Below are 14049 nucleotides of genomic sequence, written 5' to 3'. Positions count from 1 at the left end.
CCGTCCCGCCGACACGGCGGAGGCGACAGACCCTCAGCGGACTTTCACACGAAACGGGAGAGCAGTCATGGATGGGCTACGGCGGACCCGGCTGTGGGTCGTCGCTGTCACCACGAGCGCCCTGGTGGCCACGGGACTGGGCACCGCCCCGGCGGTGTGGGCAACCCAGCTACACGGGCACCACACGGTGCACGCACCAGCTGTCAAGAACGGCACCGCCGTGCCCTTCAAGGCCAAGAAGGCCACGAAGAAGGACCCGGCCAAGGCAGCCGCCGCCCGCACCGCGGAGCAGGTGGTGAAGCCGGCCCACTGGCCGGCCGCATCCGCCGCCACCGTTCCCGTGGCAGTCAGGAAGGCCCGTGCCAAAGCCACTTCGGTGGGCGGCCTGCCGGTCGAGGTGAGTGCGCCGACCACCGGTGCAGCCCCGGCCAAGGTGGCAGTCAAGGTGGCCGCACACCGCACCGCGGCCGCCCTTGGCATCAACGGCACCGTCTTGTCTCTGGCCCGCGCCGACGGGAGACAGGGAACGGGCAAGACCCGGCTGACCCTGGACTACTCCGGCTTCGCCCGCGCCTACGGCGGCGACTACGCCTCCCGGCTGACCCTGGTGCGTCTGCCCGCCTGCGCGCTCACCACCCCGAGCGTGAAGAAGTGCCAGGCCACAACCGCAATCGCTACCCAGAATGACATAGCACACCACACCCTCACGGCCACCACCGCTGTCAGTGCCTCTGCCGTGACGGCCCTGGCCGCGACCGCCACTGCCAAGTCCGGAGCGGGCTCCTACCAAGCGACTTCCCTGAACCCCTCCGCGTCCTGGAGCGCGGGCGGTTCCAGCGGTGACTTCACCTGGTCGTACCCGCTGTCGGTGCCCCCGTCCAACGGCGGTCCGTCGCCCAACCTGGCGATCACCTACGACGCGCAGAGCGTCGACGGACGGCTGCCGTCCACCAACAACCAGCCGTCCTGGGTCGGCGAAGGCTTCGACCTCACCACTGGATACATCGAGCGCTCGTACGACTCCTGCGACGACGACGGCCAGTCCGGCAAGAACGACGAGTGCTGGGCGAACGACAACGCCACCCTGGTCCTCGGCGGCAAGTCCAGCCCGCTGATCAAGGACAAGACCACCGGCGAGTGGCACGCCAAGGCCGACGACGGTGAGCGGGTGGTGCGTTCCACCGGTGCCACGAACGGTGACAACGACGGCGAGTTCTGGACTGTCACCACCCCGGACGGCACCCAGTACGTCTTCGGTAAGAACCGTCTGCCCGGCTGGGCCACCGGCAACCCCGTCACCAACTCGGTCGACACCGTCCCGGTGTTCGGCGACGACTCCGGTGAACCCGGATACGACCAGGGCGCCTCGTTCTCCGGCCGGGCGCTGACCCAGGCCTGGCGGTGGAATCTGGACTACGTGGTGGACCCGCACGGCAACGCGATGTCGTACTGGTACACCAAGGAGACCAACTACTACGCCAAGAACGGCACCACCACCGACAACGGCACCGCTTACGACCGCGGCGACTACCTCAGCCGGATCGACTACGGCATCACCTCCTCCACCGTCTTCGGCAACGCCCCCGAGAAGGTCAGCTTCACCACCGCCGAACGCTGCCTGGTGACCAGCAGCGAGGACTGCTCCTCGCTCACCTCCAGCACCGCCTCGCACTGGCCCGACGTGCCGTACGACCAGATCTGCGCCTCGGGCAAGGTGTGCTCGGCGACCGGGCCGACGTTCTTCTCCCGCAAGCGCCTGACCGGTGTGACCACCAGCATCTGGGACGCGAGCCTGTCCACCCCGTCCTACCGCGACGTCGACACCTGGGCCCTTGACCAGTCCTTCCCCGATCCCGGCGACGGCACCTCCGCAGGCCTGTGGCTGAAGTCCATCACCCGCACCGGCAAGGACGGCTCCACCAAGGCCATGCCGCCCGTCACCTTCGCCGGCGTCCAACTGTTCAACCGGGTCGACACCACGCACGACGACATCGCCGCACTGGTCAAGTGGCGGGTCCGGACAATCACTTCCGAAACCGGCTCGGTCCTCACCGTCAACTACTCCGACCCGCAGTGCGTCGCGGGCACCACCATGCCCAGCAGCCCGGACTCCGACACCCTGCGCTGTTTCCCGACCTACTGGCAGCCGCCCTACACGGCGGATCCCCAACTGGACTGGTTCCACAAGTACGTCGTCACCCAGGTCACCGAGTCGGACCCGACCGGCGGCGCCCCGCTGAAGGAGACCGACTACACCTACAACGGCTCCCCGGCCTGGCACTACGACACCGACAACGTCACCGCCCCGGCCAAGCGCAAGACCTGGTCGCAGTGGCGCGGCTACGGCAGCGTCACGACGACCACAGGCGACGCGCAGTCGACGCGAACGAAAACGGTCGCGACGTACTTCCGCGGCATGGACGGTGACAAGCAGTCCGACGGAACCACACGCAGCGCCAAGGTCACCGACTCCACCAAAACTTCGGTGACCGACGATGAACCGCTCGCCGGAAACGTCCGCGAGTCGATCACCTACAACGGCACTGCCGAGGTGTCCGGCACGATCACCGACCAGTGGATCCACCAGACAGCCACGGACGGCACCCGCAGCAGCTACTTCACCCGCCCCGCAGCGGTGCACAGCCGCACCGACCTGTCCACCGGCGACCCCCGCAACACCCTGGTGACCACGACCTACGACGACACCACCGGTGCCGTCAAGACGGTCGACGACGCGGGCGACATTGCCGTCAAGGGCGACGAGCAGTGCACCCGCACCACGCTCGCCAACAACACCACCGACTGGCTCGTGGCCTTCCCCACCCGGGTCGAGACGGTCGACGTCGCCTGCGATGCCACCACAACCCGCCCGGACGACGTCGTCTCCGACGTCCGCACCCTCTACGACAACCAGTCCTACGGCACGGCACCGACTCTCGGCGACGAGACGTCGACACAGCGCCTGTCGTCGTACAGCAGCGGCAGCCCCGTCTACCAGACGGTGTCCACGTCCCACTACGACACGCAGGGCCGGGTCGACTCGGTCAAGGACACGGACCAGAACACGGTCAGCACCACCAAGTACACGCCCACCACTGGCGGTCCGCTGACCAGTACGGTCACCACAGACGCCAAGTCCTACGCGACGACCACCACCTTCGACCCGGGGCGCGGCCTCGCCACCTCGGTCGTGGACCCCAACAGCAAGCGGACGGACTACGCATACGACGGCCTCGGCCGCCTGACCAGCCTGTGGCTGGCCAACCGCAGCAAGTCCTCGGGCCAGTCCGCGAGCCTGGTGTACACCTACTCGATCTCCAACACCGCGGCCTCCGCGGTCTCCACCGGCAAGCTGAACAATGACGGCTCGACGTACGACACGACGTACGCCCTGTACGACGCGCTGCTGCGCCCGCGTCAGACGCAGACCCCGGCACCAGGAGGCGGGCGGGTCATCGCCGAGACCAAGTACGACAGCCGCGGTCTGGCTGTTGAGGCGGACGCCGACTACACGGACACCAGCTCCCCGTCCGGGACGCTGGCGAACATCACCTCCGCGGTGCCGTCCCAGATGCTGACGACGTACGACGGCGCGAGCCGGCCCACGGCGGAGGACTTCTACGCGCTGGGCACCAAGCGCTGGACGACCTCCACGGCGTATGGCGGTGACCGGGTCACGGTCACCCCGCCCAACGGCGGCATCGCGACGACGACGCTGACCGACACGCTCGGCCGCACGGTCGAAACCCGGCAGTACGACAACGGCACCCCGTCGGGCTCGTACACGTCGATCAAGTACACCTACAACCCGAAGGGTCAGCTCAAGGAGGTCGTCGACGACGCGGGCAACACGTGGTCGTACAGCTATGACCTGATGGGCCGCAAGATCACCTCGACGGACCCGGACACGGGGACGACGAGCACGGCGTACAACGAGCTGGACCAGGTCGCCTCCACCACGGGCGCGGTCGGCACGTCCGACGAGAAGACGCTCAGCTACTCCTACGACATCCTCGGGCGCAAGACCGATCTGTACGACGGCACCACCAAGGACGCGGCACATGAGCTGGCCAAGTGGACCTACGACTCGGTGGCCAAGGGACAGCCGACGTCGTCGATCCGATACGTCGGCGGCTCGTCCGGCAGCGCGTACGTCAGCCAGGTCGGCGCGTACGACGCCCTGTACCGGCCGACGTTGACCCGGGTCACCATCCCCTCGGTCACGGGTGAGGAAGCGCTCGCAGGCACGTACACGTCGACGACCGGCTACAACCTCGACGGCACCGTCCAGGTCACCTCCGACCCGGCCGCCGGCGGACTGCCTTCCGAGTCGCTGACGTACGGCTACAACGACCTGAGCATGCCGACGACGTTGAACGGCACCACCGGCTATGTCCAGAACACGAGTTACACGAAGTTCGGTGACGTCGCGCAGCTCACGCTGGGGGTTTCGTCCTCCGACAGCGCCAAGTGGCTGCAGATCACGAACACGTACGAGGACGGCACACGCCGTCTGCAGCGTGAACTGGTCACGGACGATGCCCAGTCGGCGCCTGTGCAGGACACGTCGTACACCTACGATGACGCGGGCAACCCGACCAAGGTCGCCACGCACGCCGACGGTACCGACGACGTCCAGTGCTACCGCTACGACGGCCACGACCGGCTGACCGAGGCGTGGACCGCGACGGACGGATGCTCGGCAGACCCGTCGACGGCGGTCCTCGGCGGCCCGGCGCCGTACTGGCAGAGCTTCAAGTACGACGACTTGGGCAACCGCAAGACGCAGATCGACCACGCGACGACGACGGGCGGCTCGGACGCGACGACATCGTTCGGCTACCCGCCCATAGCCACGGCCCAAGCGCACACGCTGACGTCGACGAGCACGGTCGTGGGTTCCACCACGACCACGAACTCCTACACTTACGACCACGCCGGCAACACCCACACTCGCACCATCAACGGCAAGACCCAGACACTGGACTGGGACTCCGAGGGCCACCTCGCCAAGGTGACCAACGCGGACGGCACGTCTGCCTCGTACCTGTACGACGCCGACGGCAACCGGCTGCTCTCGCGGGACGACTCCGGTACGACGCTGTACCTGGGCGACACCGAGGTGCACATGGCCAAGGGCGCGACGACGGCCACAGGCACCCGCTACTACGAGTGGGCGGGCCAGACCATCGCGGTGCGCACCAGCACGGGCGCCCTGCAGTGGCAGGTCACGGACGCGCACGACACCGCCGAGACCGCGGTGGACGCGACGACGCAGGCAATTACGCGACGACGGCTCGACCCGTTCGGCAACCCCCGCGGTACGCAGCCGGGTTCGAGCGCGTGGCCGGGCGACAAGGGCTTCGTGAGCGGGGTGCAGGACGCGGTCACGGGGCTGACACACCTGGGGGCGAGGGAGTACGACCCGACGATCGGCCGGTTCGTCTCGGACGACCCGGTCCTGGAGCTGACCGACGCCCAGCAGATCGACGGGTACACGTATGCGGCGGACAACCCGGTCTCAGGTAGCGACCCGACGGGGCTGGACGACTGGTACAACGACCCGACGATGAACACCTGCGCCATCGACTGCGGCAGCACGTCGCAGCCGGCGACGACGACCACGACCACCACGACGACTTCCACGTCCTCGCACCACAGCAGCGGTGGCGGAAGCTCCCACAGCTGCGGCTGGTCCTTCTCCTGCTACGCCAAGAAGGCCTACCACGCGGTCGAGCGGCACCCCGTGCTTGCGGCCGTGGTCGCCACCGCGGTGGTGGTCGGCGCGGTCGCTTGCGTGGCGGCGACGGCTGGCGCGTGCGGCGCCGTCCTGGTAGCGGGCGCCGAGGGCTTCACTGCCGGGGCCGAGATCGGCGGCCTGGGGGCTGCGGTGACGGGAGCGGCAGCCGGGGTGATCGGTGAAGGCGGGGCCGTGATCGCAGGGGCGGCGGGGATCGCCGGCGCGGGGGCGGCAGCTGTCTCGGAAGGAGCCGAAACCGCTGCGGCGTCCAAGGCTGCTGCCCGCTCGGGGGCGAAGGAGGCGGGCTCAGCGGCGGAGGAGACCGCTGGTTCCGGCTCGGCCACGAGCGGCAAAAGGGACCAGGAGTCTGCGCCCAAGAGCGGCGCGAGTTCGGGGAGCGCTTCTCGGGGGCTCGCCCGCCGTACCTCGAACACGGGAGCGTTCTCCGAACTGCAGGTACCGATGCAGAAGCGCGTCGTCAGCCAGGCGGCTTCCGACGCCGGCGTCGGACTGGCTGGTGTGACTGTCAAGATCAATCGTGATGCCGACCTGATCGGGCGTGGCCTGTACGGGCACACATCGCCGGACGGGACTATTACGCTGTATCCCGACGCATTCTCCTCCATGGAGGATCTCGTCCGGACCATCGGCCACGAGCGGATGCACGTCATGCAGATCGGTCTGTACGGTTCAGCCTCGTCACTGGAACAGGAATCCGCCTGGGAGAGAGCCGCATACGCCTCGGAGGACCAGTTCTGGAATCATTTCAACGGGAGGCTGGGTAATGGCTGATCGAGAGGCGTGGCTGAAGGCGTTGGCACGCTTTACCGAGGGCCATGACCCCGACGATGACAAGGCGGGCAGCGGCCCGTGCCCCGTCTGCGGTCGCTACCAGCTGCAGGTGCGTTACATCGTCGACACCAGCAGCAGGGTCGGTTATGCGCTGTTCTGGTGCGATGCGTGTCTGCACGGCATCAGCGTGTCCCGGGTACGTGCTCCTGAAGGCTTCCGGATGTGGCCGATCGAAGATCCGGCTTCGGTCGCCGGTGTCCCGGACTTCACGCGGGACGAATGACGGCCGTGCCGTGGCGGGACGCGTCGGCAGGCAAGAAGAGGCACGACGGATTGGGACAGCGAAGTGACAAACGCACGTGCGGGACGCCGGTCCGCCGGTACCGAGACCATGGTGGACGTGCTGCTGCGCTGGGCGTGGATCCGGCGCCGCACGCCCGCGCGGGACATCGCGGACTTCGACGCTGGGCAACCGCTGCGGGTCGTCGGGTTCACGCAGAGCATCGGTGGGACGGTCAAGGTCTCGGTCGGCAAGGGCAAGCAGATCGCGAGGCTGAGGCAGGGCTACCTCCGGCTCGCCGCCGGTGAGGCGCCGGTCTGGAACGACGCGCGAGGAGGCCGGAGCGCGACCCTCCAGGCGCCGTTCCGGTTGAAACCGGCGCCCGGGAAGGTGCGCCTGGCCCGGAAGTTCGAACGATACGAACTCGTCACGGGCGCGGGGACTTATGACCTGGCGGTGCCCAGGAAGGACGGGGAGCTGATACGGCATGCGTTGGGCGGCGGGACGGTGACTCGCTAGTCCCATTCCTCCATGCATGGCCGGGTCGAGTGAACTACCCTCACGGCCGACCAGGTGGAGCAGGTGTACGGCGTTGCTCGCCATCGCCAGGCTTGGAGGCTGGCCTGAGCCGGTGCGTCTCAGCGAGGTGCCGGCCGTCCCTGCGGGGCCTGTGGCCGGCCTTCAGGGGGTGACCATCGTCGGGGCGGGGTGCCCTGTCAGTGCCGTCTCTTACGCTCCGCTCTTGAACGTGCAGTTCGAGTGGAGAGGGGACGCGGATGGGTGGCAACGCATGGACTCATACGGGCCCGTACAGCGTGATTTGGCGGCCGCGTTCCGGCAGGAGCAGGAAGACGAGCTGGCTCGGGACAATCACGGCTTCGAGGGGCGGTCCGTCGAGGAACTGTGGCATGACCCAGCGTGGCAGGAGTACATCTTCACCGGCGGCACGGGCTCCGTGTTGGACTTCCCTCTCATGATCGAGGCCGCGGCCAGCGATGACGGTCCGTTCATGCGGCCGCTGACCGATGAAGAGGTGCGAGCGTGGGCTCCTCACGGCCGGCCCACCTACGAGGAGTGGGACGCCGCGCTCGACTCTGAACAACTGGACTTCCCAGGCCGCGCCCAGGGGAATTGCACGGTGCTCTACCGCGACGGTAGGCCGGCGCAGATCGCCTATGGGGGGTCACCGCCGATTAGGGGAGTCGGTGCAGCCTTGCGATGCGGGCCCACACCTGTCCCGGGTCCGGGCCGCATCGTTTTCCGGGCTCACCTGCGGCGATGCTTCGAGATCCCGCCCACACCTCGTCCACAGACCTCGACATAGAGCCGCTTCGGGCCGCATACGCCTGCACATACGCGAAGACCCCGGCCTCAGCGTCTCCGCTGGTGACGGGGTCTTTGGGCACCTCATGCTGGGTGCCCCCGGCAGGATTCGAACCTGCGCACACGGCTCCGGAGGCCGGATGGTTCCCAGATGTTTCAGCAGGTCGGCGGGATGGCTGACGAAATGTCAGCCGCGTCGTCCCGTGCATGTCCCGCGCCAATGGAATGCCCCATTTGAGGCGGCGTCGCGCTTTCGAGTGCCAGTCGGCGTCGATCCCGCCCCCATCGGCCACCAGGATGGGGCCCATGGCGCCCGCGTGAGTCACGCGCCCCTGGCTCAGTCATGTCAGGCCGTGGATGGGTCCGTCGCCGTACAGCGCGGCGATGTCGACCAGGAGGACATCGCGGCGGTGTCCGGCGGCGTCGATCACATCGGGGTGGAAGCCGTGCAGGGAGAACAGGGCGAGGATCGCGTCATCGGGCCGGTGCCCCTGGTCGGAGAGCAGGGTCCGGATGTGCTCGAGGCGCTCGAGGTCCTTGAGCCCTCGGGGCTGGACGGTGGCCTTGGCCTCACCGATCAGGGCGATGGCGGCTCGCGGGTTCTGAGGGCGCTCGCCAGGAGCCATGGCGAGCAGGTCGACCTCGTGCCTGGTCCGGGCGGTCGGGTCGGCGATCTCCGCCGTGCCCACCGCGCCGAGCGACAGCCCCGCCTCGTCGATGGCGAAGGAGCGGGCCCATTCGCGCGCGGTCTCCTCGAAATGCGGGCCGAGGATCTTCGAGTGGTACGTCGGTCGAGACGACTGCCATACCTGGGCTCCGCGCCGTCGTTCCACCATGTCCACCATGGGCAGTGTGATCAGCTGGTTGAAGCGGATCACCGGGTCAGCCACGCTGATGACCGGATGCCGCGCCTTGAGCAGATCCTGTTCCTTGCGGACGTATCCGGTGGACTCGAGCACCTCCAGCGGGGCGACCATCGCGGAGCGGGACCGTTCCAGCATCGAGCCGACCTTCGCCGGGGTCGAGGCGCCCCGGGCGACCGCGGACAGTACGTCGTAGTACAGCGTGCGGTGGGTGATCCGTGGGTCCTCGCGCAGTAGGAACTCCGCCTCCACCCGGGAGTACAGGGCCCGACCCGGGTCCAGCAGGGTGCGTTCCACCCAGGGGGCGAACTCCGCCTCCCTCTGTGGGGCACGTCCCGCGGCCAGCGGCCGATAACCGGGGGCGCCGCCCAGTACGGAGTCGACTTGCAGTGCCACCGCCGGGTCCGTGATCCCCCAGTGGGTGCGGGCGGTGCGGTAGTCGAAGGCCGGCAGGCGCAGGTCCAGAACGGCTCGGCCGCGTAGCGGCTTGGTCCCGGACAGCAGCTCGGACATCACGCTCATCGCCGAGCCGCACAGCACGATCCGGCCGCCAGGTGCCTTGCCTGACTGCGACTGGTCGTACAGAAGTTGCAGGAACCCAGGGATCTCCGGGGAGTGTTGCAGCAGGTACGGCAGCTCGTCGATGACGATCAGAGGCGCCCCCGAGGCCCGGTTCACCACCTCCAGCGCGGCGGTGAGCACATCCCGCCAGTCGTCCAGCCGCATCGCTCCGGGCCGCACACCCGCGTGCGCGGCGATCATCTCGGTGAACCGGTGCAGCGCGGGCACCCGACCTTCCTCCTGCACGGCGGTCAGGTACAGCCCGCCCACCGCTTCTGTCAGTGCTTCCAGCAGGAACGACTTCCCGTTTCTCCGGCGCCCCGAGACGATCGCCAGCCGCAGCTCGGTCGCTGGATCGCCAAGAAACTCGTTCAGTAGGGCCCACTCGTGATCGCGGTCCAGCAGCCGCCCCGGCTTCCGTCCCTGTTCAGTCACAGCTTCCCCGATTCTGTTTGGGTCTACCTGAACAGCAATGGTATAGGTTGACCTTACTATCGCGCCCCGTGTTGGAGGCCAGTTCGTCGAGGCCGCTGTCATCGTGGAGAAGGGTCGTCCTGGGCTTGAGTCGCGGGCTGTCACGATCCGGCATGCCGGACCACGCCCGCCCAGAGCGGACTGTGGAGTTCCCGTACGTCCCCGCTCGAGCAGGTCGAGGACGGGCCGTCGGTTTGGCGGATCGCCGGGCGGATGCGTCGGTGTCCGTGCTGTGTTGCCCGGTGATCAGCAGTGGGCCTGCAGGGCATTGGAGTGCTCCGTCTGCTGACATTCTCTGAGCCGCATACGACGGACAGAAGCGACTTCACCCCCGGGAGCGGCTCTGTACGGTTTTCGGGTGACACGCGAAGCGGAATCCGGTCTGGCTACCCACGCTTTTCTTTCCTGGGGCACGGAGCGTTGCGAACGTCTTGATCCAGTGGCCGCGGACGCGGTCCTGCATCTGCTCGCCCTGAGCGGCGCCAAGATGCGCGACAGGCTGCCCGAGGCCACTCCCGACCTGGTACGGGCCGTGCTGCTCGAGGCGCTGCCGCAGTTCCTGTCCGTCACACCGGGCGAGGAGGGTGCGGCACTCGGGGTGCTGCGCGTGCTGGCGGACCGCACCAGAGCGGACGGGCGGCTCAACGCAGCGGCACGCGCGGCTGCGCGAGGCGATCGACGAGTGCGCCGAGGAACACCTGCGGGTGATGTGTGACCCACGCGAGTTGACTCTCCCTCGCTTCTGGGGCGGCCTGTTGCGGTCGCGCGGTGTCGACGTACGGGACGCGCAGGCGGTGCGGGGAGAGTTGGAGGAACTTGGGCGGTTGCCGTACGCGGAGCGTGTCAGGCTGCTGTCCCTTCCGCACGCGACGGATGCCGCGGAGCCCGACGCGGGCTCCCTGGCCGAGCGGCGTGGGCGCTCGGCCCTTACCGGCGCGGACTGGCGATGGAGCGGCAGGCTGTGGCCGCGATGGCGCTGGGGCAGCGTCTCGCCCTGTATCTGACAAAGTCGGACGAGGCGCCATGGGTGCTGGACCTGCTCGGCTCCGAACAGGTGGCGCGTCTGATGGATGCCGATGGAGTCCACGAGTGGACCGAGGCGGTCACGAAAGCCGGGCTGCGCGTGGGACGCCGCTGGTCGTTGGGGCCGGCCGAACTGCCGTTGGCGACGCTTCCCGCTCCCGGCCCGCGTCCGGACGACATGGCGCTGTTCACCGCGGTGGGCACGGTGGCCGAGCAGTACGACATGCTGCGAGGGGAAGAGCCGTTCGCGCCGCCGCACCAGCTGCCCGCCGACCAGGACGGCCTTGTGGCCGCGCTGTGCGGCAGCGGGTTGCTCGCGCCCGCCGCGCAGCTCGCCGCCTCCCCGCCCGCGGACGTCGACACGGACGGGGTCGACAGCGCGCTAACGACCGGCTTTCTCCTCCTGGATCCGGAGGGCAGGCCGCGGCCTGGGCCGTCCCTGGAAGCATGGCGTGAGCAGAACGTGGGTGAACTCGCGGCTCTCGCGGTGCGCCCCCGGGTGGAACTGTGCGCGCGGCTGGACGACGATCCGGACCTCGGGGACGGCTTCGAGGGCGAGACTTTGGGCGATCTGATGGCACTCCACTGCGCGGCGGGCGAGACCCGGTCGGTGGCGCGGGATGCGGCTGTGGCAGCCGACTGGGCGGTGCCGCCGGAGGCGTCGCTCGCCGCGCCGGTGCGCGGCCCCGAGGACTTCACGGAGCTGGAGGAATCCGGGTGCACGGCGGAGACGTACCGGCTGCCGTCACTGCCGGAGCTCGAACGACTGCTGCAGATGGGCCAGTTGGATGAACAGGAAGCCATCGAGCTGGCACCGGAGGCTCAGCGGCTGGTCGGACGCCTGGATCTGCTGGCCGAGGCCGGTGCGGTGTGGCGGCGTGGCGACGCGTATGGGCTGACCCCGTTGGCTGCTGTCGTACTTCGAGAGGCGCTGCTGCTGGCGTACGGCGGGGGCTGGCCACCCCGAGCGGGTGAACCGACGCGGGAGACAGACGGGGCCGCCGCGGGTGACAGCGAGGGGCACGGGTGGACGCCCTTGAGCGTGTCGGATCGCTTCCCCACCATGAAAGCGGTGGTCGCGATGGATGCCGTACGGCTGGTCCCCGCCGCGCGGCAGTGGGACGATCCCGCCGCCCACCGTGTGCTGAGCCAGTGGGTCGCGGGCGGCGAGGGGCCCGAGGCGCGCTGGCCGTCGCTGCTGGCGGCACTGGCGGCCCCTGCGCCCTCCACGGACCTGCCGGGCCACCGCAGGCTGGTGGCGTTGACCCTGCCGGACGCCGCGCCCGGGCTGCTCGCCGGTCACGTCGGCGACCGGGTACTCGGCGCCTGGGCCGCCGAGGTGCTGCGGGCGGTGGGGGAGACGGTCGAGGAAGAGGCCGTGCCCCTCTCGGCCCGGCTGCTGTGGAGGCTGGACCGGCTGCACGCCCTCGCGGTCCCGGCCTGGCGCGCCTCCTTCGCCCTCGACGAAGTCCTGGAGGACGAGGAGGCGCTGCCGGAAGGAACGGATGGTGGCCGCCCCACCCCGGAACTCGGCGCCCTGTATGAGGGCTTGGAACAGATGGCCACCGATTGGCCGGGCGGTGCACCCGCGCTGGTGTCGGATCTCGCCCGTGCCGACCCCGCCACCGCATCGCATGCCCTTCAACTGCTCTCGGACCACCCGGACGAGGAGATCGCCGGGCCGGCTGCGTTGGCATACGAGGAGTGCGAGAAGGCGTACCTGGCGCAGGTACGCCAAACGCAGTCGACCACGCGACGTAAGGGCGGCGGTCGAAGCAGGGGCAAGAAGCGTCGCTGAAACCAGACCACCGGTCGTCTCCGCGGGGGCCGGTGGCTCGCGGGCTTCCCATCCCGCCTGTGCCATGCAGTTCGTCAGCGGTGGCTGCGGCGACGGGCTCCCACATTCGTGTCGCGTGCTGGCCCGCGAAAGTGAAACGGAGGTGTTCCTCCGTCTCATCGGGAGGCGTCCCCATCGGAAAACACACAGGTCGCAGCAGGTGCTTTTCTGCTGCGACTGCATCGTGCGGTTCGGCGTCCCGCGTATGTCCCGCGCGAAGCACTCTGCGGGATCGGACATTTGGGATTCCATCCGTGCGGTGCCGTAAAGCCGCAGGTCGAAGCCTTCCTGAACGGAGTGGTCATCGCCAAGTAGCCGTGTGCGTTTTGGCATGCACAAGAAAGGCCCTGAACCGCATTTCTGCAGTTCAGGGCCTTGATTTTCCGGTGCCCCCGGCAGGATTCGAACCTGCGCACACGGCTCCGGAGGCCGTTGCTCTATCCCCTGAGCTACGGGGGCGTGTCGGGCGCCCTGGTTTGGCGGCGACGGGTAGAACCCTACCAGCTCCTTCGGGGTGTTCATGAACGGGTTTTGCGGTGTCGGTCGTGGGGTCCGGGGCGGGGTTCCTGTGGGTGGCGCCGGCGGTGCGGGGGCGGGGGTGAGGTCGTCCCCCGTCGTGTCCCTCGTGCGCGGTGGAAGTGGGGAAAAGCCGGACGCGGTGGCCGGGGTCGACCTACTCTCGAGTTGTGCCAGGCGCTTCGGGCCGGGTGCTTGTTGTGGACGACAACAAGGTCATCCGGCAGCTGATCAGGGTCAATCTCGAGCTGGAGGGGCTTGAGGTCGTGACCGCGGCCGATGGTGTCGAGTGTCTGGATCTCGTTCATGAGGTGCGGCCCGATGTCGTGACCCTCGACGTCGTCATGCCGAGGCTGGACGGGCTGCGTACCGCGGCTCGGTTGCGGTCCGATCCGCGGACGCGTGATCTTCCCCTCGCCATCGTGAGTGCCTGTACGTCTTACGAGGTCGAGGCCGGGCTGGACGTCGGCGTCGACGCCTTTCTTGCCAAACCCTTTGAGCCCGCCGAACTCGTACGGCTCGTGCAGCAGTTGATCCAGCGGCAGCGGGGCGGGCGGAACCGGGGCGGGGGAGAGGGGGGTGCCGGGCGTCATGACGCCGGGCTGAGTGACGGAGAGTTCCACGACAGTGGTCTGAACGA

General features: G+C 68.7%; 7 protein-coding genes, 1 tRNA gene and 1 pseudogene. 7 read left to right on the top strand and 2 right to left on the bottom strand.

Going from position 1 to position 14049, the window contains the following annotated elements:
* Window positions 1-67: 67 nt before the first annotated feature.
* From MKW14_RS32275 to MKW14_RS32260, 4 genes are all read left to right on the top strand, one after another.
* Complete coding sequence (locus MKW14_RS32275) at window positions 68-6532, top strand: RHS repeat-associated core domain-containing protein (protein WP_240868710.1); 6465 nt, start codon at window positions 68-70, stop codon at window positions 6530-6532.
* Window positions 6525-6815: a hypothetical protein gene (locus MKW14_RS32270; protein ID WP_240868708.1), complete on the top strand. Its 291-nt coding sequence runs from the start codon at window positions 6525-6527 to the stop codon at window positions 6813-6815. Before MKW14_RS32275 ends, MKW14_RS32270 begins: the two co-directional genes overlap by 8 nt.
* 63 nt (window positions 6816-6878) lie before the next feature.
* On the top strand, window positions 6879-7331 hold the full coding sequence (locus MKW14_RS32265) for a hypothetical protein (RefSeq protein WP_240868704.1): 453 nt from the start codon (window positions 6879-6881) through the stop codon (window positions 7329-7331).
* 223 nt (window positions 7332-7554) lie between these two features.
* The gene (locus tag MKW14_RS32260; RefSeq protein ID WP_240868700.1) at window positions 7555-8136 is read left to right on the top strand and encodes a hypothetical protein; all 582 of its coding nucleotides are present in this window, start codon (window positions 7555-7557) and stop codon (window positions 8134-8136) included.
* 340 nt (window positions 8137-8476) lie between these two features.
* Here the strand turns inward: MKW14_RS32260 and MKW14_RS32255 are convergent, their stop codons facing one another.
* Window positions 8477-9994, bottom strand: a complete 1518-nt coding sequence (locus MKW14_RS32255) for an AAA family ATPase (protein WP_240868695.1) — start codon at window positions 9992-9994, stop codon at window positions 8477-8479.
* Between the two features lie 397 nt (window positions 9995-10391).
* On the opposite strand from MKW14_RS32255, the gene MKW14_RS32250 reads away from it, so the two are divergent.
* Both MKW14_RS32250 and MKW14_RS32245 read left to right on the top strand, forming a co-directional pair.
* Entirely contained in the window at window positions 10392-10748 is a 357-nt protein-coding gene (locus MKW14_RS32250) for a hypothetical protein (RefSeq protein ID WP_240868692.1), read from the top strand.
* 231 nt (window positions 10749-10979) lie between these two features.
* On the top strand, window positions 10980-12854 hold the full coding sequence (locus tag MKW14_RS32245) for a hypothetical protein (RefSeq protein ID WP_240868688.1): 1875 nt from the start codon (window positions 10980-10982) through the stop codon (window positions 12852-12854).
* A gap of 426 nt (window positions 12855-13280) precedes the next feature.
* On the opposite strand, the gene MKW14_RS32240 is transcribed toward MKW14_RS32245, so the two are convergent.
* Window positions 13281-13352, bottom strand: a tRNA-Arg gene (locus MKW14_RS32240).
* A gap of 179 nt (window positions 13353-13531) precedes the next feature.
* On the opposite strand from MKW14_RS32240, the pseudogene MKW14_RS32235 reads away from it, so the two are divergent.
* Window positions 13532-13996 (top strand): annotated as a pseudogene (locus MKW14_RS32235) (response regulator); the annotation flags it as partial.
* Window positions 13997-14049 lie beyond the last annotated feature (53 nt).

Source organism: Streptomyces gilvus (genome assembly GCF_022513565.1).
GTDB classification, from domain to species: Bacteria; Actinomycetota; Actinomycetes; order Streptomycetales; family Streptomycetaceae; genus Streptomyces; species Streptomyces gilvus.
Note: the sequence above shows the minus strand (reverse complement) of the source record. Positions and strands in the feature narration are given on the sequence as shown.

Excerpts from the sequence above, each read along its gene's own strand:
- MKW14_RS32275 (WP_240868710.1), top strand. The coding sequence starts at position 68 with ATGGATGGGCTACGGCGGACCCGGCTGTGGGTCGTCGCTGTCACCACG.
- MKW14_RS32270 (WP_240868708.1), top strand. The coding sequence starts at position 6,525 with ATGGCTGATCGAGAGGCGTGGCTGAAGGCGTTGGCACGCTTTACCGAG.
- MKW14_RS32245 (WP_240868688.1), top strand. The coding sequence starts at position 10,980 with ATGGAGCGGCAGGCTGTGGCCGCGATGGCGCTGGGGCAGCGTCTCGCC.